At 65.7% G+C, this 24,316-nt stretch carries 24 protein-coding genes; 19 read left to right on the top strand and 5 right to left on the bottom strand.

Annotation, left to right across the window (positions count from 1 at the left end; all coding sequences use genetic code 11):
- Positions 1 to 9: 9 nt before the first annotated feature.
- Positions 10 to 1,314 carry an HlyC/CorC family transporter gene (locus tag QM789_RS09920; RefSeq protein ID WP_420351758.1) on the top strand — a complete coding sequence of 435 codons (1,305 nt, stop codon included), beginning with the start codon at positions 10 to 12 and terminating at the stop codon, positions 1,312 to 1,314.
- A gap of 42 nt (positions 1,315 to 1,356) precedes the next feature.
- On the opposite strand, the gene parA is transcribed toward QM789_RS09920, so the two are convergent.
- Positions 1,357 to 1,983, bottom strand: coding sequence for a ParA family partition ATPase (gene parA, locus QM789_RS09915; protein WP_420351757.1), 627 nt, complete (start codon positions 1,981 to 1,983; stop codon positions 1,357 to 1,359).
- A 306-nt stretch (positions 1,984 to 2,289) separates the two neighbouring features.
- On the opposite strand from parA, the gene QM789_RS09910 reads away from it, so the two are divergent.
- The 11 genes from QM789_RS09910 (at position 2,290) to QM789_RS09860 (ending at position 11,705) form a co-directional block, all read left to right on the top strand.
- Positions 2,290 to 3,405, top strand: coding sequence for an ABC transporter substrate-binding protein (locus tag QM789_RS09910; protein WP_420351756.1), 1,116 nt, complete (start codon positions 2,290 to 2,292; stop codon positions 3,403 to 3,405).
- 57 nt (positions 3,406 to 3,462) lie between these two features.
- A complete protein-coding gene (locus QM789_RS09905) occupies positions 3,463 to 4,332 on the top strand; it encodes an ABC transporter permease (RefSeq protein WP_420351755.1) in 870 nt (289 codons plus the stop codon).
- The gene (locus QM789_RS09900; RefSeq protein WP_420351754.1) at positions 4,329 to 5,111 is read left to right on the top strand and encodes an ABC transporter permease; all 783 of its coding nucleotides are present in this window, start codon (positions 4,329 to 4,331) and stop codon (positions 5,109 to 5,111) included. The genes QM789_RS09905 and QM789_RS09900 overlap by 4 nt, the downstream gene beginning before the upstream one ends.
- Positions 5,108 to 6,154 carry an ABC transporter ATP-binding protein gene (locus QM789_RS09895; RefSeq protein ID WP_420351753.1) on the top strand — a complete coding sequence of 349 codons (1,047 nt, stop codon included), beginning with the start codon at positions 5,108 to 5,110 and terminating at the stop codon, positions 6,152 to 6,154. The genes QM789_RS09900 and QM789_RS09895 overlap by 4 nt, the downstream gene beginning before the upstream one ends.
- A gap of 49 nt (positions 6,155 to 6,203) precedes the next feature.
- Entirely contained in the window at positions 6,204 to 6,608 is a 405-nt protein-coding gene (locus QM789_RS09890; protein WP_420351752.1) for a c-type cytochrome, read from the top strand.
- 74 nt (positions 6,609 to 6,682) lie between these two features.
- Entirely contained in the window at positions 6,683 to 6,976 is a 294-nt protein-coding gene (locus tag QM789_RS09885; protein WP_420351751.1) for an FtsB family cell division protein, read from the top strand.
- A 140-nt stretch (positions 6,977 to 7,116) separates the two neighbouring features.
- Positions 7,117 to 8,121, top strand: a complete 1,005-nt coding sequence (gene pdhA, locus QM789_RS09880; protein WP_420351750.1) for a pyruvate dehydrogenase (acetyl-transferring) E1 component subunit alpha — start codon at positions 7,117 to 7,119, stop codon at positions 8,119 to 8,121.
- 11 nt (positions 8,122 to 8,132) lie between these two features.
- A complete protein-coding gene (locus QM789_RS09875; protein WP_420351749.1) occupies positions 8,133 to 9,497 on the top strand; it encodes a pyruvate dehydrogenase complex E1 component subunit beta in 1,365 nt (454 codons plus the stop codon).
- 12 nt (positions 9,498 to 9,509) lie between these two features.
- On the top strand, positions 9,510 to 10,775 hold the full coding sequence (locus QM789_RS09870) for a pyruvate dehydrogenase complex dihydrolipoamide acetyltransferase (RefSeq protein ID WP_420351748.1): 1,266 nt from the start codon (positions 9,510 to 9,512) through the stop codon (positions 10,773 to 10,775).
- A gap of 124 nt (positions 10,776 to 10,899) precedes the next feature.
- Positions 10,900 to 11,412: an RrF2 family transcriptional regulator gene (locus tag QM789_RS09865; RefSeq protein ID WP_420351747.1), complete on the top strand. Its 513-nt coding sequence runs from the start codon at positions 10,900 to 10,902 to the stop codon at positions 11,410 to 11,412.
- Positions 11,413 to 11,546: 134 nt separating this feature from the next.
- On the top strand, positions 11,547 to 11,705 hold the full coding sequence (locus tag QM789_RS09860) for a hypothetical protein (RefSeq protein ID WP_420351746.1): 159 nt from the start codon (positions 11,547 to 11,549) through the stop codon (positions 11,703 to 11,705).
- A 132-nt stretch (positions 11,706 to 11,837) separates the two neighbouring features.
- Here the strand turns inward: QM789_RS09860 and ndk are convergent, their stop codons facing one another.
- Entirely contained in the window at positions 11,838 to 12,260 is a 423-nt protein-coding gene (ndk, locus tag QM789_RS09855; protein WP_420351745.1) for a nucleoside-diphosphate kinase, read from the bottom strand.
- A 146-nt stretch (positions 12,261 to 12,406) separates the two neighbouring features.
- Between ndk and QM789_RS09850 the strand changes: the two genes are divergently transcribed.
- The 6 genes from QM789_RS09850 to eno all read left to right on the top strand — a co-directional run bounded on the left by QM789_RS09850 (position 12,407) and on the right by eno (position 19,636).
- Entirely contained in the window at positions 12,407 to 14,254 is a 1,848-nt protein-coding gene (locus QM789_RS09850; protein WP_420351744.1) for an ABC-F family ATP-binding cassette domain-containing protein, read from the top strand.
- 1 nt (position 14,255) lies between these two features.
- Positions 14,256 to 15,191: a nucleoside hydrolase gene (locus QM789_RS09845; protein WP_420351743.1), complete on the top strand. Its 936-nt coding sequence runs from the start codon at positions 14,256 to 14,258 to the stop codon at positions 15,189 to 15,191.
- Positions 15,192 to 15,205: 14 nt separating this feature from the next.
- Entirely contained in the window at positions 15,206 to 16,615 is a 1,410-nt protein-coding gene (locus tag QM789_RS09840) for a protein adenylyltransferase SelO (protein WP_420351742.1), read from the top strand.
- 26 nt (positions 16,616 to 16,641) lie between these two features.
- On the top strand, positions 16,642 to 17,334 hold the full coding sequence (locus QM789_RS09835; RefSeq protein WP_420351741.1) for an endonuclease/exonuclease/phosphatase family protein: 693 nt from the start codon (positions 16,642 to 16,644) through the stop codon (positions 17,332 to 17,334).
- A gap of 79 nt (positions 17,335 to 17,413) precedes the next feature.
- The gene (locus QM789_RS09830; RefSeq protein WP_420351740.1) at positions 17,414 to 18,286 is read left to right on the top strand and encodes a DMT family transporter; all 873 of its coding nucleotides are present in this window, start codon (positions 17,414 to 17,416) and stop codon (positions 18,284 to 18,286) included.
- A gap of 75 nt (positions 18,287 to 18,361) precedes the next feature.
- Complete coding sequence (eno, locus tag QM789_RS09825; RefSeq protein ID WP_420351739.1) at positions 18,362 to 19,636, top strand: phosphopyruvate hydratase; 1,275 nt, start codon at positions 18,362 to 18,364, stop codon at positions 19,634 to 19,636.
- 59 nt (positions 19,637 to 19,695) lie between these two features.
- On the opposite strand, the gene QM789_RS09820 is transcribed toward eno, so the two are convergent.
- Entirely contained in the window at positions 19,696 to 20,340 is a 645-nt protein-coding gene (locus QM789_RS09820) for a helix-turn-helix domain-containing protein (protein ID WP_420351738.1), read from the bottom strand.
- A gap of 64 nt (positions 20,341 to 20,404) precedes the next feature.
- Positions 20,405 to 21,061 (bottom strand): glutathione S-transferase, encoded by a 657-nt coding sequence (locus QM789_RS09815; protein WP_420351737.1) that lies wholly within the window; start codon positions 21,059 to 21,061, stop codon positions 20,405 to 20,407.
- A gap of 101 nt (positions 21,062 to 21,162) precedes the next feature.
- On the opposite strand from QM789_RS09815, the gene QM789_RS09810 reads away from it, so the two are divergent.
- A complete protein-coding gene (locus QM789_RS09810) occupies positions 21,163 to 22,374 on the top strand; it encodes a polyhydroxyalkanoate depolymerase (RefSeq protein ID WP_420351736.1) in 1,212 nt (403 codons plus the stop codon).
- On the opposite strand, the gene QM789_RS09805 is transcribed toward QM789_RS09810, so the two are convergent.
- Entirely contained in the window at positions 22,375 to 24,315 is a 1,941-nt protein-coding gene (locus QM789_RS09805) for a MacB family efflux pump subunit (protein ID WP_420351735.1), read from the bottom strand.
- Position 24,316 lies beyond the last annotated feature (1 nt).

The following is a 24,316-nucleotide window of genomic DNA, read 5'->3' as shown; positions in this document are numbered from 1 at the left end:
TGCCGCCCCATGGACAACTCCCTAGACCTCGTGTTCTGGCTGACCGCCGGGGCGATCCTTTGCCTGCTGCTGCTGTCGGCGTTCTTCTCCGCCTCCGAAACGGCCCTGACGGCGGTCAGCCGCCCGCGCCTGCGCGCCCGGGCCGATCGTGGCGACAGGGCGGCGGAGACCGCGCTTTCTGTGGTCGAGGACAGCGAACGGCTGAGCGGCGCGATCCTGCTGGGCAGCAATGTCGTGAATATCCTGTCGGCCGCCCTGGCGACGGCACTGTTCACGCGGGCCTTCGGGTCTTCGGGCGTCGCGCTGGCCACGCTGCTGGTGACGGTGCTGGTGCTGATCTTCGCCCAGATCCTGCCAAAGACCTATGCGGTTTCCTTCGCCGAACCGGTGGCCGTCCGGGTCGCCCGCCCGATCCGGGGGCTGATCCGCGTGCTGGCGCCCGTGGTCTCCGTAGCGCGTGCGATCGTGCGGCTGATCCTGCGGATCTTCGGCCTGCGGGCGGATGCCGAACAGATGTTTTCGATCAAGGAGGAGATCGCCGACGCCCTTGCCATCGGCGCCGAGGAAGGCACCGTCGACAAGGAGGAGCGCGACCGGCTGCTGGGCGCGCTCGACCTCGACAACCGCACCGTCGCGGAAATCATGCGCCACCGCAGCCAGATCGAGATGCTGGATGTCGAACAACCGCCCGACGATCTGTTGGCGGCGGTGCTGAATTCGCCCTACACCCGGCTGCCGCTCTACAAGGGAGAGCGCGAGAATGTGGTCGGCGTGATCCATGCCAAGGATCTGCTGCGCGCCGTCGACAGGTTCTTGCGCACGGGTGATGGCAAGCTCGATTCGATTGAGGATCTGGACGTGATGAAGGTGGCGATGAAGCCCTATTTCATCCCCGACACCACGCCACTGAACGAGCAGATGCGTGAATTCCTCAAGCGCCGGATGCATTTCGCGCTGGTGGTGGACGAATATGGCGACCTGCGCGGGCTGGTGACGCTGGAGGACATCATCGAGGAAATCGTCGGCGAAATCACCGACGAGATGGACCCGAAAGCGGACCGGCAGCTTCGCCCCACCGAAACCGGCGATTATGTCGTCGACGGCGCAATGACGATCCGCGACCTGAACCGGGAGACCGACTGGACCCTGCCCGATGACGAGGCGAACACCATCGCGGGCCTTGTCATCCACGAGGCCCAGACCATCCCCGAGGAAGGCCAGGTCTTCGCCTTCCACGGCTTCCGCTTCGAGGTCATGAGCCGCAAGGACAACCGCATCCTGCGCCTGAAGGTGACACCGCTGCGGCCCGCGTGACCGGCCTTGCGCCGATGCGCGGTGTCGGCGCGGGAAGCCGTGCTAAAGGGCCATGACCTCGGCGACCAGGGCCTGCACCTCGCCGCTGGCCGGGCCGTTGCGCGGCGCTTCGACCACGCCCAGCCCCTGCCCCAGCGTTTCGGCATAAACCACCCGATGCGCCAGCGCGACCGGCAGCAGATCGCCCTCCAGCGCCGAGGCCGCCGCGCGCACCTCGCCATCCAGCCGCGTCCCGCCACGCACCCGGTTCAGCACCAGCTTCGGCCGTTTCCCCTCGCGCCGCGCCAGATCCAGCACCCCTTCGGTCGCCCAGAGGTCAACCAGGCTCGCCGCGATCGGCACCACGATCACATCCGCCTCGCGCAGCGCGGGGCGCAGGTCGCTGTCCACCTTGGGCGGAGTGTCGATGATGATGACATCCACCAGTTTCCTCAGCTTTTCGACCTCGTAGCTGACGCCCCAGGCGGAAGAGGTGGAGAATTCCAGCCCCGCCGCGCCCAGCGTTTCGCGCCGGGTCATGAACCAGCGGCCGAGCGAACCCTGCGGATCGGTATCCAGAAGCGCCACCCGCAGCCCCTGCCGCAGGAGCGCGGTCGCCATGTTCACGGCCAGCGTCGTCTTGCCGGCGCCGCCCTTCTGCTGCGCCACAGTGATCACCTTGCCGACCATTACCCGCCCCCTCCGCACCCGGAATGCCGCGTCGCAGCATAGCCCGAGTCGCCTCCCTTTGCATCCCCGTTGCGGCGATGGAGCCAGATAAGTGCCCGCAACGCAATGCCGCCCATTGCCGCGCGCGGAAAGCCATGTCACGAAACCATGACAGATTTGTTGCATTGCCGCAAAAACCGCGCAAGTGTTGACGTGCCGATCAACAAAACCGGCGCAAAGGTGCCCGTGTCGCAAGACTGTCACAGAAGGCGCCTACGCCATCCGAGCCCGTCCCGGGCCCGGAATCCGATAGGGGAGAAGATGAGAATGAGCATTTATCCGATGCGTTGGCTGACCGCCTGCCTCGCCGGAGCCGCGACCCTGATGGCCACCACGGCCCTGGTCCAGGCGCAGGATCTGGCCGCGCTGGAGGCCGCCGCGAAGAAGGAGGGGATGCTGACCACCATCGCCCTGCCGCATTCGTGGTGCGGCTACGGCGGCGTGATCGAAGGCTTCAAGGCCAAATACCCCGAAATCAAGGTGAACGAGCTGAACCCCGATGCCGGTTCGGCGGATGAGCTGGAGGCGATTCGCGCCAACAAGGGCAACACCGGCCCGCAGGCGCCCGATGTGATCGACGTCGGCCTGTCCTTCGGCCCGCAGGCACAGGCTGAGGGGCTGCTCGCGCCCTACAAGGTCGCCGCGTGGGACGAGATCCCGGCCGAGGTGAAGGATCCCGAGGGCAATTGGTATGCCGGTTACTACGGCGTTATGTCCTTCATGGTGAACAAGGATCTGGTGGATACCGTTCCCACCGACTGGTCGGACCTGCTGAAGCCCGAATATGCGGGTCAGGTGGCTCTGGCGGGCGATCCGCGCGCCTCGAACCAGGCGATTCTGGCGGTGCTGACGGCGGGTCTCGCCGAAGGTGGCAAGCCGGGGAAGGAAGCGGGCGAAAAGGGTCTTGAGTTCTTCAAGAAGCTGAACGCCGCGGGCAATTTCGTTCCCACCATCGGCAAGGCCGGCACGCTCGCGCAGGGCGCGACGCCGATCGTTATCGCCTGGGACTATAACGCGCTGGTCTGGCGCGACGGGTTGCAGGGCAACCCCCCGGCCGAAGTCGTCGTTCCGGCGTCCGGCGTTCTGGCGGGCGTTTATGTTCAGGGCATTTCCGCCCATGCGCCGCATCCAAACGCGGCGAAGCTGTGGATGGAATACCTTTACTCCGACGAAGGCCAGACCGCCTGGCTGAAGGGCTACTGCCACCCGGCGCGGTTCAACGCGATGTCGGCGGCGGGCAAGATCCCGAAGGACTTGCTCGACGCGCTGCCGCCCGCCGAAGCCTATGCCAAGGCCTATTTCCCGACGCTCGACGAGCAGGAGGCGAACAAGGAAGCGGTCACCGGCGGCTGGGACAAGGTCGTCGGCGCGAACGTGCAGTAACGCGGGTGCCGCGCCTTTCGGGGCGCGGCGCTCCCCATTTGAACCGGACCGTTCCGCGTGCGTGACACCCCTCCCCCCAAGGCCCGCCTGCCGCTGGCCTGGCTCGGGCTTTTGCCCTTTGCCCTGTTCATCCTGCTGTTCCTGATCGCGCCGACGATGAAGATCGTCATCGGCGCCTTCCAGACGCCCGACGGCGGCTTCACGCTGGAAAACCTGCGCGGGCTGTTCACCCCCTCGATCCTGTCGAGCTACTGGATCTCGATCAAGATCTCGGTCGCCTCCTCGCTGCTCGGCTGCCTCGTCGGCTTCCTGATCGCGGCGGCGGTGGTGCTGGGCGGGCTGCCAAAGCCGATCCGGGCGCCGCTGCTGACCTTTTCCGGCGTCGCGTCGAATTTCGCGGGCGTGCCGCTGGCCTTCGCCTTTCTGGCGACGCTGGGGCCGCTCGGGCTGATCACCGTCTTCCTGAAAACGCAGTTCGGGATCAACCTGCGGGCGATGGGGTTCAACATCCTCAGCTTCTGGGGCCTGACGATCACCTATCTGTTCTTCCAGATCCCGCTGATGATCCTGATCATCACCCCCGCGCTCGACGGGCTGAAGCGCGAATGGCGCGAGGCGTCGGAATGCCTGGGCGCGACGGCGGCGCAATACTGGCGGATGGTGGCGCTGCCGATCCTGTTTCCGGCGATCCTGGGCACCTTCGCGCTGCTGTTCGCCAATGCCTTCGGGGCCATCGCCACCGCCATCGCGCTCACCGGGTCCAGCCTGAACATCGTGCCGATCATGCTGTTCGCGCAGATCCGGGGCGATGTTCTGGGCAATCCGCATCTGGGCTATGCGATGGCGCTTGGCATGATCATCGTCACCGGCGTGGCGAATGTGATCTACATCTGGCTGCGGATGCGGTCCGAAAGGTGGCTGAAATGAAGAAGGCGGCGGCCTGGTCCATCCTGATCCTGGGGATGCTCTATTTCATCCTGCCGCTGATCGGCATGGTGGAATTCTCGCTGTCGATGAAACGCGGCATATACAGCCTTGAGGCCTATCGCGTCGTTCTGGCCGATCCGCAGTTCCGCGCGACCTTCGGCTATTCGGTGCTGATGGCGGTGCTGACCATCGTCTTCGGCGTGCTTCTGGTGGTGCCGACGGCGTTCTGGGTGCAGCTGAAGATGCCGTGGCTGCGGCCGTGGATCGAGTTCATCACCCTGATGCCGCTGGTCATTCCGGCCATCGTCATCGTCTTCGGCTATATCCGGCTTTACAACACCTCTAGCTGGCTGCCGCTGACCGGCACGACCTTCGGCACCAATGTGCTGCTGCTGGTGGGCTATATGACACTCTCGCTGCCCTATATGTATCGCGCCATTGATACCGGGCTGCGCACGATCGACGTGGCAACCCTGACCGAGGCGGCACAGTCGCTCGGCGCCGGTTGGGTGACGATTCTGGCGCGGGTGATCCTGCCCAATACGCTGGTCGCGGTGCTGTCGGGGGCCTTTGTCACCTTCGCCATCGTGATGGGCGAATTCACCATGGCGGCGCTGCTGAACCGTCCGGCCTTCGGCCCCTATCTGCAACTGATGGGCGCGAACCGCGCCTATGAGCCCTTCGCGCTGGCCACCATCGCCTTCGTCATCACCTGGGCCTGCATGGGGCTGATCCAGCTCGTCACCCGTTTCTCCAAATTCGACAAGGCGCGCGCATGACCTTCCTGTCCCTCCGGAATCTCCAGAAATCCTTCGGCGCGACGCGCGTGGTCAGGGATTTCAACCTCGACGTGGAAAAAGGCGAGTTCATTTCGCTGCTCGGACCCTCGGGCTGCGGCAAGACCACGGTGCTGCGCATGGTCGCGGGGTTCGAGGTGCCGACCTCGGGCAATATCGTGATCGACGGCAAGGACGTGACCGCCCGCCGCCCGAACCAGCGCAACATCGGCATGGTGTTTCAGGCCTATGCGCTGTTCCCGAACCTGACCGTGGCGCAGAACGTGGGCTTCGGGCTGAAGGTCAAGGGCACCCCCGCGCGGGAGATCGCGCAGCGGGTGGAGGAGATGCTGGCACTGATCGGCCTGCCGGACCTTGGCGGGCGCTATCCGTTTCAGCTTTCGGGCGGGCAGCAACAGCGGGTGGCACTGGCCCGTGCGCTGGCGCCGAAGCCGCATGTGCTGCTGCTCGACGAGCCGCTCTCGGCGCTCGATGCGAAGGTCCGGGTGAGCCTGCGCAACGAGATCCGCGCGATTCAGCGCGACCTCGGCATCACCACGATCTTCGTCACCCATGACCAGGAAGAGGCACTGTCGATGTCCGACCGCATCGTGGTCATGCACGCGGGCATCGCCGATCAGGTCGGCACGCCGTTCGAGATCTACAACCACCCGGCGACGAAATTCGTGGCGGGCTTCGTCGGCACGCTGAACACGCTCGATGCCGAGGTGCTGGACCCCGAAACCGGCCGGATCCGCATCGCGGGGACGGAAACCATCCTGCACCGCCCGTTGCCGGCTGGCCGGGTGTCGCTGGGCCTGCGTCCGGAGGCGGTGAGCCTTGGCCAGAACGGCCATGACATCGGCCTGACCGGGCGGATCGCGGAGGTGGATTTCCTCGGCTCGGTGATCCGGCTGCGGGCGGAACTCGGGGGGCAGATGATCGCCTTCGACACGTTCAACACCTCGGTCGGCGTGCCGCCGAAGGTGGGAGAGACCGTGGTTCTGGGGCTGCGCAGCGCTGATCTGATGGTGATCGGCGACTGAGGTTGCGGTCGGCGGCGGGACGTGATCCCCTGACCGAAAGGAGTAGCCCATGCGAGTCATCCCCGCCTTCGTCCTTCCCGTCCTGCTCATGGCCTGCACCCTGCCCGATAGTCCGGGCAGCGCGCGGCAGGATTACGAGACCTATTGCGCCACCTGCCACGGCACCGGCACCACCCCCGGCCCGCTCGCGCGGGAAATGAAGCTGAACCCGACACCGCTGGCCGATCTGACGCAGATGAATGAAGGCAATTTCCCCGAGGCGCGGGTGATGTCGAAGATCGTCGGCTATCGCGAGCATGGCCGCGTGGTCGGCGCGCAGCCCGGCCAGATGCCCGCCTTCGACGAGATGCTTGAAGGGCGGACGGTGCTGTATGACACCGGCGACGGGATCGACACGCCCACACCCCTGCGGCTGGTCCGGCTGATGGAATATATCAAGAGCATTCAGGAATAGTCTGGCCTGCGGCCCGGCACTGTGGCATCTTCTGCCAAAGGGCCGGGAAACGGCCGCAGGCATGGGGCAGCAGCATGACCCGCAAGGGCAGTCCGTTCATCTTCGTTTTCTTCTTCTTCGCCTTCGTTCTGGGGTTCTACTTCACCTTCGCGGCGTTGCAGGGCAACTACGGCATGTTCCGGCGGGTTCAGATCGACGCGGAAATCGCCAGCCTGACGGCGGAGCGCGACGCGCTGAAGGCCGAGGTGGGGCGGATGGCGAATCTGACCCGGCGGCTGTCCGACGATTTCCTCGACCTCGACCTGCTCGACGAACGCGCGCGCGAAGTTTTGGGCACCGTGCGCCCGGACGAAATCGTCATCCGCTGAGCCCCCGTTCACGGCCTCCGGCCCGCGCCATTCCGCGCGGGCTTTTGCATGTCTGCGGGCATCGGTGATTGCGTCTCGGGGCGCCTTGCTGTAAGGAATGGTTTAATGTTGAACTATTTCGGCAATGGGGAGGAAGCCAGATGGCTGCTCGCAAGCCCACCGAGACCGCCGCGCCCGAAGGTGCGAATGTCTCGAAGGACGATCTTCTGAAATACTACCGCGAAATGCTGCTGATCCGGCGGTTCGAGGAAAAGGCCGGCCAGCTTTATGGCATGGGTCTGATCGGCGGGTTCTGCCACCTGTATATCGGGCAGGAAGCGGTGGTCGTCGGGCTCGAAGCCGCGGCGAAAGAGGGCGACAAACGCGTCACCTCCTACCGCGACCACGGCCATATGCTCGCCTGCGGCATGGATCCGAAGGGCGTGATGGCGGAACTCACCGGGCGCGAGGGCGGCTACAGCCGCGGCAAGGGCGGCTCGATGCACATGTTCTCGAAAGAGAAGCACTTCTACGGCGGGCATGGCATCGTCGGCGCACAGGTGCCGATCGGCACCGGGCTGGCGCTGTCGGACAAATACAAGGGCACGGATAACGTCACCTTCACCTATTTCGGCGATGGCGCGGCGAACCAGGGCCAGGTCTACGAAGCCTATAACATCGCGGAACTGTGGGAACTTCCCGTGGTTTATGTGATCGAGAACAACCAATATGCGATGGGCACCTCGGTCAAGCGCTCGACCAAATCGCAGACGCTGTTCGGCCGCGGCATCGCCTTCGGCATCCCGGGCGAACAGGTCGATGGCATGGACGTGCTGGCGGTAAAGGCGGCGGGCGAAAAGGCCGTGGCACATTGTCGCGCAGGCAACGGGCCGTATATCCTCGAAATGATGACCTACCGCTATCGCGGGCATTCGATGTCCGACCCCGCGAAATACCGCACCCGCGAAGAAGTGCAGAACGTCCGGGAACATCACGACGCGATCGAGCATGTCCGCGCGCTGCTGGTGGACGGCGGTCATGCGACCGATGACGACCTGAAGGCGATCGACAAGGACATCAAGGCGATCGTCAACGAGGCCGCCGAATTCTCGAAGGAAAGCCCAGAGCCCGCGCTGAGCGAACTCTGGACCGACATCTACGCGTGAGGGACTGACCGATGGCAACCGAAATTCTGATGCCCGCCCTGTCGCCGACGATGGAGGAAGGCACGCTCTCGAAATGGCTGGTGAAGGAGGGCGACACCGTTTCCTCCGGCCAGATCATCGCCGAAATCGAAACCGACAAGGCGACGATGGAATTCGAAGCGGTCGATGAAGGGACCGTGGCGAAGATCCTGATCCCCGAAGGCACCGCCGGCGTGAAGGTCAACACCCCGATCGCCGTCCTGGCCGATGAGGGCGAAAGCGCCGCCGATGCGGTGAAATCCGCGGTCTCCCCCGTGGCGGCCGCCCCTGCCCCGGTCGCGGCGGCTGCCGCCCCCGTGGCGGAGCCGGTCGCGGTGGTGTCGAAGGCTTCGCCCGACTGGCCCGAAGGCACGCCGATGAAGACGCTGACCGTGCGCGAGGCGCTGCGCGAGGCGATGGCCGAGGAGATGCGTGCGAACGAGAACGTCTTCCTGATGGGCGAGGAAGTCGCCGAATATCACGGCGCCTACAAGGTCTCGCAGGGGCTGCTCGAAGAGTTCAGCGCGAAGCGGGTGATCGACACGCCGATCACCGAACATGGCTTCACCGGCATCGCCGTCGGCGCGGCCTTTGGCGGCCTGCGTCCGATCGTCGAATTCATGACCTTCAACTTCGCGATGCAGGCGATTGACCAGATCGTCAACTCGGCGGCGAAGACGCTGTACATGTCCGGCGGTCAGATGGGCTGCCCGATCGTGTTCCGTGGCGCGAATGGCGCGGCGGCCCGCGTGGGGGCGCAGCACTCGCAGGATTACGCGGCCTGGTATGCCTCGGTCCCCGGCCTGAAGGTGGTGATGCCTTATTCGGCAGCCGATGCGAAGGGCCTGCTGAAGACCGCGATCCGCGACAACAACCCGGTGGTCTTCCTCGAAAACGAAATCATGTATGGCAAGTCCTTCGAAGTGCCGGACCTGCCCGATTTCACCATCCCCTTCGGCAAGGCCCGGATCTGGCGCGAGGGCACGGATGTGACGCTGGTCACCTGGGGCATCAGCGTGGGCCATACGCTCGACGCCGCGGACAAGCTGGCGGAGCTGGGCATTTCGGCCGAGGTGATCGACCTGCGCACCCTGCGCCCGGTGGATTACGACACGGTTCTGGCCTCGGTGATGAAAACCAACCGCTGCGTCACGGTGGAGGAAGCCTGGCCGGTGGCCTCGTTCTCGCACCACCTGTCGGCGGTGATCATGGAGCGCGCCTTCGACTATCTGGACGCCCCGGTGATCAACTGCACCGGCAAGGACGTGCCGATGCCCTATGCCGCAAACCTCGAAAAGCTCGCGCTGGTGACGGTGGACGAGATCGTCGAGGCGGTCAAGAAAGTCACCTACCGCTGAGGGGTATGAGAGATGGCAACCGAAATTCTGATGCCCGCGCTGTCCCCGACGATGGAGGAAGGGACGCTTTCGAAATGGGTCAAGAAGGAAGGCGATACGGTCAAGTCGGGCGACATCCTCGCCGAGATCGAGACCGACAAGGCGACGATGGAGTTCGAGGCGGTCGATGAGGGCGTTCTCGGCAAGATCCTGATCCCCGAAGGCACCGCCGGCGTAAAGGTCAACACCCCGATCGCCGTCCTGCTGGAAGAGGGCGAGGATGCGAGCGCCGTGCCCGCACCCAAGGCCGCCGCCGCTCCGGCGCCGAAGGCCGAAGTGGCTGCGGCGGCCCCGGTGGCTGCGGCTCCGGCTGCGCCGAAGGCCGGCGGGCAGCGGATCTTCGCTTCGCCCCTCGCCCGTCGGATCGCGGCGGAAAAAGGTCTGGACCTGAGCGCGGTGAAGGGCTCCGGCCCGCATGGCCGGATCGTCAAGGCGGATGTCGAAGGCGCGCAACCCGCGCCGAAGGCGGCCCCGGTGGCAGTGGCTGCGGCTCCGGCCGCTCCGCAGGCGGCTCCGGTGTCGAACGTCGCGAAGCTCTACGAAGGCCGTGCGTATGAGGAAGTCACCCTCGACGGCATGCGCAAGACCATCGCCGCGCGGCTGACCGAAGCGAAGCAGACCATCCCGCATTTCTACCTCCGCCGCGAGGTGAATCTGGATCCGCTGCTGGCCTTCCGCACCGAACTGAACCAGAAGCTCCACGCCCGGGGGGTGAAACTCTCGGTCAACGACTTCATCATCAAGGCCTGCGCGCTGGCGTTGCAGGAGGTGCCGGATGCCAATGCCGTCTGGGCGGGCGACCGGATCCTGAAGATGAAGGCGTCGGATGTCGCGGTCGCCGTGGCGATCGAGGGCGGGCTGTTCACGCCGGTGCTGCGGGATGCGGAAACGCGCTCGCTCTCGGCGCTGTCGACGCAGATGAAGGATCTGGCGAAACGGGCGCGCGACCGCAAGCTGGCACCGCAGGAATATCAGGGCGGCAGCTTCGCGATCTCGAACCTCGGCATGTTCGGCATCGACAGTTTCGATGCGGTCATCAACCCGCCGCATGGCGCGATCCTGGCCGTGGGCGCGGGGATCCGCAAACCCATCGTCGGCAAGGATGACCAGATCGAAGTGGCGACGATGATGTCGATGACGCTCTCGGTCGACCACCGGGTGATCGACGGGGCGCTTGGCGCGAAGCTGCTGGCGGCGATCGTCGAGAACCTTGAGAATCCGGTGGCGATGCTGGCCTGAACCGCGCGGCATCCCAGTCATGGCCCGCTCCCTTCCGGGGGCGGGTTTTTTCACATTTGCATGATTTGTATCAAATCATGCGGCGCGCATTCCGGTTAGCCTTGGGAAAATTCGAGGAAGCCATATGCGACTGACCATAAGAACCAATCTCGCCATGCGCACCTTGATGTTCTGCGCCGTCAACTCCGGACGTATCGTGCGCAAACATGACATCGCAGCGGCCTGCAACGCCTCCGAGAATCACTTGGCGCAGGTCGTCAACACGCTGGCGCAGGAGGGGTTCATCGAGACCCAGCGGGGACGTTCCGGTGGCCTGCGTCTTGCGCGCCCGATGGAGGAGATCTGCGTCGGGCAGGTTCTGCGCACCTTTAAATCGACCCTGCCCTTTGCCGAATGCTTCGATCCGGCGGCGAACACCTGCCCGCTGCGCGAGGCCTGCCTGTTCCGTGGCGCACTTGAAGCGGCGGTCGAGGCTTTCTATGCGGCGCTGGACAAATGGACATTGGCCGATCTGGTCACCGACAATCTGGCGCTGGAACGGCTGTTGCAAATGCCCGGTACGCGGACGATGGCCATCTGCGGGCGCCCGGCGGCTTTCCCGGAATCCTCCGGTGTCGCCGACATGGCAGAATTGTAACATCCTCGCGAGAGCACCCCGCGCCGCCTGCGTCCGTCTTGACGGAAGGTGGTTGCTCAGCCTAACTGCCTATTTAGGTCGCAGTTTTCAAACCGCCTTATTTCAAGGCAAATGCGACCTGAATGAGGCACGCAATGCAGAACTCGCAACAGATGGGCGCGCAACAGCAGGCGACCCAATCGGCTGTGCAGCAGCCGGGCGCGCAGACGGCCCCCGTGGCACAGCAACAGGCTCAGGCGCCGAAACCCGCGCAACAGGGCGCGGCGCAGATCCGGGATTGGGCGTCGATCTGAGCCCCGCGATCTGATCCCCAGAATGGGTGACAGCCCGCGCCGACATCCGCGATGTCGGCGCTTTTGCATATCCGGAAATGCAAAGGGCCACCTCCTTCTGGAAGCGGCCCGATCCGAGCGAAATCGCGGGCCTTAGCCGACGAGTTCCAGTCCCGAGAAGAAGAAGGCGATTTCCTGCGCCGCGGTTTCCGGAGCATCCGAACCGTGGACCGAGTTTTCGCCCATCGACAGTGCGAATTCCTTGCGGATGGTGCCGTCTGCGGCCTGCGCCGGGTTGGTCGCGCCCATCACTTCACGGTTTTTCAGGATGGCGCCTTCGCCTTCCAGAACCTGCACGACGACCGGCTCGGACGCCATGAACTCCACCAGTTCGCCGTAGAAGGGGCGGTCCTTGTGGACTTCGTAGAACTTGCCGGCCTGTTCCGGGCTCAGCTTGATGCGCTTCTGCGCGACGATGCGCAGGCCCGCTTCCTCGAATTTCGCGTTGATCTTGCCGGTCAGGTTGCGGCGGGTCGCGTCGGGCTTGATGATGCTCAGCGTGCGTTCGATGGCCATGAGGGGAGCCTTTCCAAAATGCCCCGGGGTTTGTCTGCCCGGTCAGGTTTCACGCGCGACTGCTACCATGGCCGCTTGCGCTTGAAAACCCCCGCTGCCGCGCATGAACCGTTGACGGCACGCATGGGCTCGGGCAGGACTGCGCCATGCTGAAGATAACTGACATCTCCTATGCGGTCGAGGGCCGCCCCCTGTTCGATCACGCTTCGGCGGTGATCCCGGACGGCCACAAGGTCGGCCTTGTCGGTGCGAATGGCGCCGGCAAAACCACGCTGTTCCGCCTGATCCGGGGCGAGCTTGCGCTGGAATCGGGAGAGATTTCCCTGCCCTCGCGCGCGCGCATCGGCGGCGTGGCGCAGGAGGTGCCGTCGTCAGCCACCTCGCTGATCGACACGGTGCTTGCGGCCGACACCGAGCGCAGCGCGCTGATGGCCGAGGCCGCAACCGCGACCGACCCGCACCGCATCGCGGACATCCAGACCCGGCTGGCCGACATCGACGCCTGGTCCGCCGAGGGGCGCGCTTCGGCGATCCTGAAGGGGCTGGGGTTCGATGCCGAGGCGCAGCTACGCCCCTGCTCGGACTTCTCCGGCGGCTGGCGGATGCGGGTGGCGCTGGCGGGGGTGTTGTTCGCGCAGCCGGACCTGCTGTTGCTGGACGAACCGACGAACTATCTCGACCTCGAAGGGGCGCTGTGGCTCGAAAGCTACCTGGTGAAATATCCCCATACGGTGGTGATCATCTCGCACGACCGGGAGTTGCTGAACCGCGCCGTGGGGTCAATCCTGCATCTGGAAAACCGCAAGCTGACGCTGTGGAACGGCCCCTACGATCAGTTCGCCCGGCTGCGCGCGGCGCAACGCGCCAATCAGGCCGCCGAGGCGAAGAAGCAAGACGCCCGCCGCGCCCATCTGCAAAGTTTCGTCGACCGCTTCAAGGCCAAGGCCACCAAGGCCGCGCAGGCGCAGGCACGCGTCAAGATGCTGGAGAAGATGGAGCCGATCACCGCGCCCGAAGAGGCCGCGAAGGTTGCCTTCAGCTTCCCGTCGCCCGAACAGCTGCACCCGCCGATCATCGCGCTGGAAGGCGCTTCGGTGGGCTATGACAAGCCGGTGCTGCGGCGGCTGAACCTGCGTATCGACCAGGATGACCGGATTGCGCTTCTGGGTCGGAATGGCGAGGGGAAATCCACGCTTTCCAAACTGTTGGCGGGCAAACTTCAGGTGATGGATGGAGCGATTACCCGGTCATCGAAACTGCGGATTGGTTATTTCGCACAGCATCAGGTGGATGAGCTCGACCTGAACGCCACGCCGCTCGTGCATCTGCAACGGCTGCGGCCGGAGGAGCATCAGTCCAAGCTGCGCGCCCGGCTGGCGGGGTTCGGCCTGTTCGCCGATCAGGCCGAGACCGAGGTGCGCAAGCTCTCGGGCGGGCAGAAGGCGCGGCTGTCGCTGCTGCTCGCCACGCTCGACGCGCCGCATCTGCTGATCCTCGACGAACCGACCAACCACCTCGACATCGAAAGCCGGGAGGCGCTGGTTGAGGCGTTGACCGCCTATTCCGGCGCCGTGGTGCTGGTCAGCCACGACATGCACCTGCTGGGGATGGTGGCGGATCGGCTGTGGCTGGTGAAGGCTGGTCAGGTCGCGCCCTATGCCGGGGATCTGGAACAATACCGGGCCGAGCTTCTGGCGGGCGATCCGGCGGAACGCCCCGCGCCGAAGAAGGACAAGCCCGCGAAACCCTCGCGCGATGCGGTTCTGGCACTCCGGGCCGAGGCGCGCAAATGCGAGGAGCGTGTCAAAAAGCTCTCGGAAATGATTGAAAAGCTGGATGAAAAGCTCGCCGATCCCGGGCTTTACGAAGCCGCGCGGGCGGTGGAGCGGGACAAGTGGCTGCTCAAGCATGCCGAGGCGCGCGAGGCGATGAGCCGCGCCGAAGACCTCTGGATTCAAGCGCTCGAAGCCCTCGAAGCCGCGGAGCAGGACTGACATGCAGCGGATCATCATCGACACCGACCCGGGGCAGGACGATGCCGTCGCCATCCTGCTCGCCCTCGCCAGTCCGGAGATCGAGGTTCTGGGCGTGACCTGCGTTGCGGGCAATGTGCCGCTGGCGCGGACCGCCCGCAATGCCCGCGTGGTGCTGGAACTCGCCGGGGCCGACATCCCGGTCTTCGCGGGGTGCGACCGGCCGATCACGCGCGACCTGCTGACGGCGGAACATGTCCATGGGCCGAGCGGGCTTGACGGCGCGGACCTGCCTGAACCCACGCTGCCGCTGCAACCACAACATGCCGTCGATTTCCTGATCCACACGCTGCGCCGCGAACCACCCGGGACGGTGACGCTGTGCCCGCTTGGCCCGCTCACCAATATCGCCACGGCGTTGCGACGCGCGCCGGACATCGCGCCGCGGATCCGGCAGATCGTGCTGATGGGCGGCGCCTATTTCGAGGTGGGCAACATCACCCCCGCCGCCGAATTCAACATTCATGTCGACCCAGAAGCGGCGGAAATCGTTCTGAAAAGCGGCGTTGACGTGGTGATGGTCCCGCTCGACGTCACGCATCGGGTGCTCACCACCCGCGCCCGGATCGCGGCGATCCGCGCCATCGGCACGCGGGTGGCCGGGGTGGTCGCCGACTGGCTCGCCTTCTTCGAGCGGTTCGATGAAACGAAATACGGATCGGATGGCGCGCCGCTGCATGACCCCTGCGTCATCGCCTGGCTGCTGCGCCCGGACCTGTTCGCGGGCCGCCGGATCAATGTCGAGATCGAAACCCAATCGCCGCTGACCCGGGGCATGACCGTGGCCGACTGGTGGCGCGTCACCGATCGGGCGCCGAACGCGACCTTTCTGGGCCAGGTCGATGCCGAGGGGTTCTATTCCCTGCTCACGGAACGGTTGGCGCGGCTGCGGCCCTGACCTATATTGGCGGCATGACCCTGCCCTTTGACAACAGCTATGCCCGCCTGCCGGAACGGTTCTTTGCCCGCCAGCCACCGGTTCCGGTTGCCGCGCCCGCGCCGCTTGCGGTGAACCGGGCGCTGGCCGAACGGCTTGGCCTCGATCCCGACTGGCTGGAAAGCCCTCAGGGCACCGCTGTTCTGGCCGGGAATGCGGTGCCCGAGGGGGCCGCGCCGCTGGCGCAGGCCTATGCCGGGCATCAGTTCGGCGGCTGGGTGCCGCAGTTGGGCGATGGGCGGGCGGTGCTGCTCGGGGAAATCGTCGCTCCCGATGGCGCGCGGTTCGACCTGCAACTGAAGGGCGCCGGGCAGACACCGTTTTCGCGCCGGGGCGACGGGCGGGCTTGGCTTGGGCCGGTGCTGCGCGAATATGTCGTGTCGGAGGCGATGGCGGCGCTTGGCCTGCCGACCACCCGCGCGCTGGCGGCGGTGACCACGGGCGAGCAGATCTGGCGCGACGGCTTCCCCCGGCCTGGCGCGGTTCTGACGCGGATCGCGCGCAGCCATATCCGCGTCGGCACCTTCCAATATTTCGCGGCGCGCGGCGATACCGAGGCGCTGCACCTGCTCACCGATCACGTCATCGCCCGGCATTATCCGGGGGCCGAGGGGCCGCTCGGGCTGCTGGATGCTGTTGTGGCGGCGCAGGCGCGGCTGATCGCGGGGTGGATGTCGGTGGGTTTCATCCATGGCGTGATGAATACCGACAACATGGCGGTTTCGGGCGAAACGATCGACTATGGCCCCTGCGCTTTCATGGATGCCTATCACCCGGCGCGGGTGTTTTCGTCGATTGATCAGTTCGGCCGCTATGCCTATGCCAATCAAGCACAAATCGCGGCGTGGAACCTCGCGCAGCTGGCCACCTGCCTGTTGCCGCTGATGGGCGAAGGCGCGGTCGAGGCCGCCACCAACTCGGTTCAGGGGTTCGTGCCGGTGTTTCAGGCCGAATGGCTGCGCCGCTTTGGCGCCAAGATCGGCATCCAACAGGCCACCGATGCAGACCGCCCGCTGATCGAGGGGCTGCTCGGGCGCATGGCCTCGGAAGGCGCCGATTTCACCCGCACCTTCCGGGGCCTGATCACCGGCACCGCGCGGGATGAATTCACCGACCCGGCGGCCTTCGACACCTGGGAACCGGGCTGGCGCGCCCGGATCGCGCAGGAGCCCGCCGGCCTGATGGAGGCCGCGAACCCGGTGCGGATCCCGCGCAACCACCGGATCGAACAGGCGATCGAAGCCGCCGTTGCGGGCGACCTCACCCCGTTCCACCGCCTGAATGACGCGCTCGCCACGCCTTATGTGCCGGACCCGCGGTTTGCGGATCTGGAAGCCGCGCCCCGGCCCGAGGAAATCGTCAGCCGCACCTTCTGCGGAACCTGAACAACGCCGCATAACGCACGGATAACATGACCTTCCGCATCGCTTCCTATAACCTGCACAAATGCGTCGGCACGGATGGCAAGCGCGATCCGGAGCGGGTGCTGAGCGTGATCAACGCGCTCTCTGCCGATGTCGTCGCGTTGCAGGAGGTCGACCGGCGGATGGGCAACCGGCCCGCCGCGCTGCCTGCCGATCTGATCGCGCGGGAGACCGATTTCCGGCTGGCCGACCTGCCCCGCACCGGCCCCGAATCGCTGGGTTGGCATGGGCAGGCGGTGCTGCTGCGCAAGGATGCGAAGGTGCTCGATACAGCCGGGTTCGACCTGCCGGGGCTGGAGCCGCGTGGCGCATTGCGGCTGTTGGTGGCGCCGCCGCAGGATCCGCCCTTTCTGCTGATCGCCGCGCATCTGGGCCTGCGCCGCACCGACCGGCGCGACCAGTGGACCCGCATCGCGCATGAGATGATGGCCGCGCGCTCCCCGGCGCTGGTGATCGGGGATTTCAACGAATGGTCGCAGCGCAACGGGTTCGAGGCGCTGCACGGCTATGACCTCCACCTGCCGGGGCCGAGCTATCCGTCCCGCGCGCCTCTCGGGCGGCTTGACCGGCTGGTGACAAGCCCGGGGCTGCGCGTGCTGCGGATGGGGGTGTTCGACAGCCCGCTCGCGCGGCGCGCCTCGGACCACCTGCCGATCTGGGCCGATCTGAGCACGCGCTGATTGTCCCGGGCACAATCGCCCGCTGGACCGCGCGCCGCGCTTCGGGCAGATCCGGAGGGACATTCGCCGGGAGACGGATATGGAAAACCTGCGCGGCAGCCTGCTGATGGTCGCCTCGATGCTGGCCTTCGCGCTTGAGGACACGGCCATGAAGGGGCTGAGCGTGGATCTGCCGGTGGGGGAGCTGCTTTTGCTGCTCGGCGGCCTCGGGGGCGGGGCCTTCGCGGTGGCGACATGGATCAGCGGGCGGCGCCTGACGGAGCGGGCGCTGTTCACCTTCCCCGTGATGCTGCGCAGCTTTTCCGAACTCGCTACCGCGATGCTCTACCTCGCCGCGCTGGCCAGTATCCCGCTCGCACAGGCCTCCGCGATCCAGCAGGCGACGCCGCTTGCGGTCACGATGGGCGCGGCGCTGTTCCTGCGCGAACAGGTCGGCTGGCGGCGATGGCTCTCGATCGGGGTCGGGTTCATCGGCGTGCTGATCGCGCTGCGGCCGGGGACGGATTTCTCGCCGATGGCGCTCTGCGCGGTGTTTTCGGTGTTCTGGCTGGCGGTGCGCGATGTGGTGACGCGCAAGGTTCCGGCCTCGGTCTCCTCGCTGCAACTGGCGACGCTGGGGTTTCTGGCGGTGGTGCCTGCGGGGGCGTTGGTGCTGCTGATCGAGGGGCGCGCGCTGGTGCCGCCGACCCCGGCGCAATGGGGCCTGATCTGCGGCGCCGTGCTGTGCGGGGTGGTCGGCTATTACATGCTGATCGCCTCGGTCCGGATCGGCGAAATGTCGGTCATCACGCCCTTCCGCTACACCCGGCTGATCTTCGCGCTGATCCTCGGCTGGCTCGCCTTCGGCGAGGCGCCCGATGCCGCGACGCTGATCGGCGGGGCGGTGATCGTCGGCTCCGGGCTCTATGTGCTGTGGCGGCAGGCGCGCAGAATGGCCACTGTCCGTCGCTAACAGGTGCGGCGCCCCTTTTCGCAGGCGGGGCCCCGGGGTATAGGTTCAACCGAAACGCTTGACCGGAGATCTTCCATGAGCACGATCATCGACATCCACGCGCGCGAAATCCTCGACAGTCGCGGCAACCCGACCGTCGAGGTCGACGTGATCCTCGAAGACGGCACGCTGGGCCGTGCCGCGGTTCCGTCGGGCGCCTCGACCGGCGCACACGAAGCGGTTGAACGCCGCGACGGCGACAAATCCCGCTACATGGGCAAGGGCGTTCTCGAAGCCGTCATGGCCGTGAACGGCGAAATCGCCGAAAATCTGGTGGGCGAGGACGTGACCGAACAGGTCGCCATCGACCGCATGATGATCGAACTCGACGGCACGCCGAACAAGGGCCGGCTGGGCGCGAATGCCATCCTCGGCGTCTCTCTCGCCTGCGCGAAGGCCGCGGCCGATTTCACCACGCAGCCGCTCTACCGCTACGTCGGCGGCACCTCGGCCCGCGTCCTGCCGGTTCCGATGATGAACATCATCAACGGCGGCGAACATGCCGACAACCCGATCGACATTCAGGAATTCATGATCATGCCGGTCAGCGCGGGCAATATCCGCGACGCCGTGCGGATGGGTTCCGAAGTGTTCCACACGCTGAAAAAGGAACTGTCGTCCAAGGGCCTGTCGACCGGCCTCGGCGATGAGGGCGGCTTTGCGCCGAACATCGCTTCGGCACGCGAGGCGATGGACCTGATCCTGAAGTCGATCGAAAAGGCGGGCTACAAGCCGGGCGAAGATATCTACCTCGCGCTCGACTGCGCCTCGACCGAATATTTCAAGGGCGGCAAGTATGAGATGAAGGGTGAGGGGCTGTCGCTGACCTCGGCCGAAAACATCGACTACCTGGCGAAGCTGGTGGCCGATTATCCGATCATCTCGATCGAAGACGGCTGCGCCGAAGACGATTGGGAAGGCTGGAAGCTGCTGACCGACACGCTCGGCGGCAAGGTGCAGCTGGTGGGCGACGACCTGTTCGTGACCAACCCGGCGCGTCTGGCCGAGGGGATCCAGAAGGGCGTCGCCAATGCGATGCTGGTGAAGGTGAACCAGATCGGCACGCTGACCGAAACGATGCAGGCCGTCGAAATGGCGCATCGCGCGCGCTACACCAACGTCATGTCGCACCGTTCGGGCGAAACCGAGGATGCGACGATCGCCGACCTCGCCGTGGCGACCAACTGCGGCCAGATCAAGACCGGCTCGCTCGCGCGCTCCGACCGGCTGGCGAAATACAACCAACTGATCCGGATCGAGGAAATGCTGGGCGAAACCGCCGAATACGCGGGCCGTTCGATCCTGAAGTGACCCTTGCCGCGCGCCCCACACCGGGGCGCGCGTCTTCCCGAAATACCCGAACCCGGGCGCTATTTCGCCTGCGGATAGGTGATGATCGACAGGTAGCGCGCCGGGAGTTGCACCAGGCTTTCCGGTCCATGCGGCGCATCCGCGTCGAACAGCAGGCTGTCACCCGGTTCCAGCCGGAAGATCTGCTCGCCGTGGCGATAATCCACCACCCCCTCCAGCATATAGAGCATTTCGATCCCCTCATGCTGAAAGGTCGGGAAACGGTCGCTCTCGGCATCCAGAACGATCAGATAGGGTTCCACCACCACGCCCGAATTGTTCGAGCCGATATGGCCCAGAAGGTGATATTGATGCCCGGCGCGGGTGCCCGCGCGTTCGATCTCGACGCCCTGCCCGGCCTTGACATGCATCGCGCCGCGCGGTTCCTCGTAGCCCGAGAACAGTTGCACCAGCGGCACCCGCAGTGCATTCGCCAGCGCCTGCAACGTCGTCAGCGAGGGCGAGATCACTCCGTTCTCGATCTTCGACAGCATCCCCACCGACAGGCCGGTCTGCTGCGCCAGATCGGATCCCGTCATCCGCTGGCGCTTGCGCAATTCGCGCACCTGACGCCCGATCGCCACTTCGAGGTTCTTCTCCCGCATCTCCCGCAGGGCATGGGGGTTCTGCGACAGGCGTTGGTTCGCCTTCGGTGTTTCGTTCATTCCGTTTTCCTCTGGGGAAATTCACCTGAGTGTCACGGAAATCCCGGCAGGGGTCAAGCGCGCGTCAGAACTCGACCTCAAGTTCCGCGATTTCCTCCGGCTCGGCCAGCGCCGCCGCAGTCCATTCCTGCATCGGCGCCCAGTCGAGGATGGTCTCGACATAATCCTCCAACCGGGTTTCCAGGGGCACAGCATAGGTCCGGAACCGGGTGCAGACCGGCGCATACATCGCATCGGCCACGCTCGGCGCGGCGCCGAACAGGAACGGCCCGCCATGGCGCGCCAGGCATTCGCGCCAGATCATCCTGACCCGCTCGACATCCGGGCGCGCACCGGAAAAGATCTTGAACCGCTCGTGCCGCGCCTTCAGGTTCATCGGCAGCGCCGAACGCAGGTTGTAAAAGCCCGAATGCATCTCTCCCGAAATCGACCGGCACTGTGCACGCGCGGCCGTGTCGGCGGGATAGAGCCCGGCCTTCGGGAAGGTCTCGTGCAGATATTCGGCAATCGCCAGCGTGTCCCAAACCTCGACCGCGCCATGGGTCAGCCGGGGCACCAGCACCGTGGGCGTGAGCAGCAGCAGTTCCTGCCGCGCGCCCGCATCCTGCAAATCGACCGGCTGCTCCTCGAAAGCGATGCCCGACATCTTGCACAACAACCAGCCGCGCAGCGACCAGGACGAGTAGTTTTTCGATGAAATCGTAAGCGTTGCCTGTGTCATGGGCTCCTCCGGATGGGAACAGACTGCACCTTGGTCCAATTCCGTCGCAGGGTATCGGGGGCTACCTTGGCCGCCTGCCGACAGGAATCGGGAAACGCATCATGCTTTATGCAACCTACCAGGGTCTTGATGATTTTTTCGCCCCTTTGCGAACCGCGGCGAATCTGGCCCTGTCCTTCAGCCCGCGCCCGCAGGGGCCCTTCGCCGGGCTGATGCGCCAGCACTCCGCCGCGCTGGAAATGGTCAGCCGGTTCCGGCTGCATCACCGGCGCCCGAAATTCAACATCGGCTCCGTCAGGGTCGACAACCGCGATGTTCCGGTGCGCGAGGAAGTCGTGCTCGACCTGCCCTTCGGCAAGCTGCTGCACTTCCGGCGCGACATCGACACGCCGCAGCCGAAGGTGCTGGTGACCGCGCCGCTCTCGGGCCATTTCGCGACGCTGCTCGAAGGCACGGTGCGGACACTCCTGCGCGACCATGACGTCTATATCACCGATTGGGCCAATGCGCGCGACGTGCCGGCCTCTGCCGGGGCCTTCGGCGTCGAGGATTATATCGCCTATCTGATCCGCTTTCTGGAGGAGATCGGCCCCGGGGCGCATATCCTCGCCGTCTGCCAGCCCTGCGTGCAGGCGCTCGCCGCCGTGGCGGTAATGTCCGAAGACGGCAACCCGGCGGCGCCGCGTTCGATGGTGCTGATGGCCGGTCCGATCGACGTGCGCGAAAGCCCGACCCAGGTGAACCGGCTGGCGCATGAAAGGCCGCTCGACTGGTTCGAGAAGAACGTGATCGCCACGGTGCCGCTGCGCTACCCGGGGGCCGGGCGCCGGGTCTATCCGGGTTTCGTGCAACTGACCGCCTTCATGATGATGAACATGGACCGGCATCGGGACCAGCACCGCAAACTCTATGACCATCTCGCGGCGGGCGAGGTGGAAGAGGCGAAGAAGATCAAGGAGTTCTACGACGAATATTTCGCCGTACTGGACCTGACCGCCGAATTCTACCTGGAGACGATCGAGCGCGTGTTCCAGAAGGCCGAGCTTGCCACCGGCACGTTGATGTGGCGCGGGCGGCGCGTGAACCCGGGCGCGATCCGCAAGACCGCGCTGCTCACGGTCGAGGGCGGGCGCGATGACATCTGCGGCCTGGGCCAGACCGCGGCGGCCCATGACCTGTGTTCCGCGCTGCGCCCGCATCTGAAGCGCCACCACATGCAGGCCAATGTCGGCCATTACGGCACCTTCAACGGCCGCAAATGGGAGAACGAGATCTATCCCGTCGTGCGCAACACGATCCTGGCGATGGACTAGCTATTCCCGGTTCAGCGCCACCACCGGATCGAGCTTCGCCGCCGCCCGGGCGGGCAAGAACCCGAAGGTGATGCCGATCAGCGTCGAGGACAGGAAGGCCACCACGATCGCCACCCCCGAAAACGCCAGCCGGATTTCGGAGGTCAGCGCCCCGATCACCTGCCCCAGCCCGACCGCCGTCAGGATGCCCAGCACCCCGCCGACAAGGCAGACCAGCACCGCCTCGATCAGGAACTGGCTGACGATATCCGCCCGCCGCGCGCCCACCGCGACACGCACGCCGATCTCGCGCGTGCGTTCGGTCACCGAGACCAGCATGATGTTCATCACCCCGATCCCGCCGACGACCAGCGAAATCACCGCGATAGCCGCGATCAGCAAGGTCATCGTCTGCATCGTGGAGGTCAGCGTCGAGCGGATCGTGTCGCTGTTCTGGAGCCAGAAATCCTCGGATCCATGCCGCTGGATCAACAGTTGGGTGATCCGTTCCTGCGCGTCCTGCATGTCGTAGTTGTCGGCGATGCGCACGCCGATGCTGCTCAGGTAGCTCTGCCCGGTCACCCGCGACATCACCGTGGTATAGGGCAGCCAGACGTTGAGCGCCGTCGGCCCGAAGGTCGCGCCCCCCGCCCGCACGACACCAATCACCCGCGCCGGAACCTCGCCGATCATCAGCACCTGGCCGATCGGATCCGCCCCGCCCGGAAAGAAGGTGCTGCGAGCGTCTTCGTCGATCACCGCGACCTGGGACAGCGCCTGCACGTCGCTGTCGTCGAAAATATCGCCATCGACCGTGGTATAGTTGTGGACCGAGAAATAATCGCCGCTGACACCATTGATCTGCGTCGTCGCGCTGACACTGCCAACCACGACCGTCCGCGACATGTTCACCGCAGGCGAGGAGCCGAGCGCATAGTCCTGCTGCGCGATCGCGCGTGCGTCCGAAGGCATCAGCGTCCGGATCCGCCCCGAATCCCGCCGCCCGAAGCCCGATCCGGGGCGGACCGTGATGGTGTTCGTCCCCAGCGAGGAGATGTTTTCCAACACCTTTTCCTGCGACCCGTTGCCAAGCGCCACCACCAGCACCACCGAGGCGATGCCGATGATGATGCCGAGCATGGTCAGGAAGCTGCGCACCCGATGCGCAAGCATCGCCTTCAGCGCCATATGGAAGGATTCCCCCTGCCGACGCAGCGCCGCCGCCAGACCGGTGCCGGGCTTTGGCGGCGCGGGCAGCGGCTCGGGGATGGGGCTGGTGGCGCCGTTGTCGGCGATGATCCTGCCGTCCGAAATTTCGATCACCCGATGCGCATGGGCCGCGACCTTCGGGTCGTGGGTCACCACGATGATCGTATGCCCCTGCCGGTTGAGATCGAGCAGAAGCTGGATCAGTTCCTCGCCGCTGCGGGTATCGAGCGCGCCGGTCGGCTCGTCGGCAAGGATCACCTCGCCGCCGTTCATCAGCGCGCGGGCAACGGAAACCCGCTGCTGCTGCCCGCCCGAAAGCTCGCCCGGGCGGTGGTCCATCCGCTCGGCGAGGCCCAGCTTGCGCAACAGCTCCTCCGCCCGCAGCCGCCGCCTGCCCCGCGCCTCGCCCGCGTAAATCGCCGGAATTTCGACGTTTTCCACCGCATCGAGATCGCCCAAAAGCTGATAGCGCTGAAAGATGAAGCCGAAATGCGCGCGCCGCAATTGCGCCTGTTCGTCGGGTTCCAGTTCGGCCACGTCGCGCCCGGCGAACCGGTAGCTGCCCGTGCTCGGCCTGTCGAGCAGCCCGAGGATGTTCATCAGCGTCGACTTCCCGGACCCGGACGCGCCGATGATCGCCACCAGCTCGCCCGCCCGGATGTCCAGATCGACGCCCTGCAACACCGGGATCGTCTCATCCCCCGCCTGAAAGCTGCGGCCGATGCCACGCAGCGAAATCAACGGCTGCGTCATC

This window comes from Paenirhodobacter sp., from assembly GCF_047600745.1.
Lineage (GTDB): Bacteria > Pseudomonadota > Alphaproteobacteria > Rhodobacterales > Rhodobacteraceae > Rhodobacter.
The sequence above is the reverse complement of the archived record's forward strand: the minus strand, read 5'-3'. Positions and strand labels throughout refer to the sequence as shown.

Bases quoted from the DNA above. Each gene is read 5' to 3' on its own strand.
- QM789_RS09885 (WP_420351751.1), top strand. From the start codon at position 6,683: ATGACCCGCAAGGGCAGTCCGTTCATCTTCGTTTTCTTCTTCTTCGCC.
- QM789_RS09895 (WP_420351753.1), top strand. From the start codon at position 5,108: ATGACCTTCCTGTCCCTCCGGAATCTCCAGAAATCCTTCGGCGCGACG.
- QM789_RS09820 (WP_420351738.1), bottom strand. From the start codon at position 20,340: ATGAACGAAACACCGAAGGCGAACCAACGCCTGTCGCAGAACCCCCAT.
- QM789_RS09875 (WP_420351749.1), top strand. From the start codon at position 8,133: ATGGCAACCGAAATTCTGATGCCCGCCCTGTCGCCGACGATGGAGGAA.
- QM789_RS09815 (WP_420351737.1), bottom strand. From the start codon at position 21,061: ATGACACAGGCAACGCTTACGATTTCATCGAAAAACTACTCGTCCTGG.
- QM789_RS09870 (WP_420351748.1), top strand. From the start codon at position 9,510: ATGGCAACCGAAATTCTGATGCCCGCGCTGTCCCCGACGATGGAGGAA.
- QM789_RS09900 (WP_420351754.1), top strand. From the start codon at position 4,329: ATGAAGAAGGCGGCGGCCTGGTCCATCCTGATCCTGGGGATGCTCTAT.
- QM789_RS09805 (WP_420351735.1), bottom strand. From the start codon at position 24,315: ATGACGCAGCCGTTGATTTCGCTGCGTGGCATCGGCCGCAGCTTTCAG.
- QM789_RS09810 (WP_420351736.1), top strand. From the start codon at position 21,163: ATGCTTTATGCAACCTACCAGGGTCTTGATGATTTTTTCGCCCCTTTG.
- QM789_RS09850 (WP_420351744.1), top strand. From the start codon at position 12,407: ATGCTGAAGATAACTGACATCTCCTATGCGGTCGAGGGCCGCCCCCTG.
- QM789_RS09910 (WP_420351756.1), top strand. From the start codon at position 2,290: ATGAGCATTTATCCGATGCGTTGGCTGACCGCCTGCCTCGCCGGAGCC.
- QM789_RS09920 (WP_420351758.1), top strand. From the start codon at position 10: ATGGACAACTCCCTAGACCTCGTGTTCTGGCTGACCGCCGGGGCGATC.
- QM789_RS09840 (WP_420351742.1), top strand. From the start codon at position 15,206: ATGACCCTGCCCTTTGACAACAGCTATGCCCGCCTGCCGGAACGGTTC.
- pdhA (WP_420351750.1), top strand. From the start codon at position 7,117: ATGGCTGCTCGCAAGCCCACCGAGACCGCCGCGCCCGAAGGTGCGAAT.
- QM789_RS09845 (WP_420351743.1), top strand. From the start codon at position 14,256: ATGCAGCGGATCATCATCGACACCGACCCGGGGCAGGACGATGCCGTC.
- eno (WP_420351739.1), top strand. From the start codon at position 18,362: ATGAGCACGATCATCGACATCCACGCGCGCGAAATCCTCGACAGTCGC.
- QM789_RS09890 (WP_420351752.1), top strand. From the start codon at position 6,204: ATGCGAGTCATCCCCGCCTTCGTCCTTCCCGTCCTGCTCATGGCCTGC.
- QM789_RS09835 (WP_420351741.1), top strand. From the start codon at position 16,642: ATGACCTTCCGCATCGCTTCCTATAACCTGCACAAATGCGTCGGCACG.
- QM789_RS09865 (WP_420351747.1), top strand. From the start codon at position 10,900: ATGCGACTGACCATAAGAACCAATCTCGCCATGCGCACCTTGATGTTC.
- parA (WP_420351757.1), bottom strand. From the start codon at position 1,983: ATGGTCGGCAAGGTGATCACTGTGGCGCAGCAGAAGGGCGGCGCCGGC.
- QM789_RS09860 (WP_420351746.1), top strand. From the start codon at position 11,547: ATGCAGAACTCGCAACAGATGGGCGCGCAACAGCAGGCGACCCAATCG.
- ndk (WP_420351745.1), bottom strand. From the start codon at position 12,260: ATGGCCATCGAACGCACGCTGAGCATCATCAAGCCCGACGCGACCCGC.
- QM789_RS09830 (WP_420351740.1), top strand. From the start codon at position 17,414: ATGGAAAACCTGCGCGGCAGCCTGCTGATGGTCGCCTCGATGCTGGCC.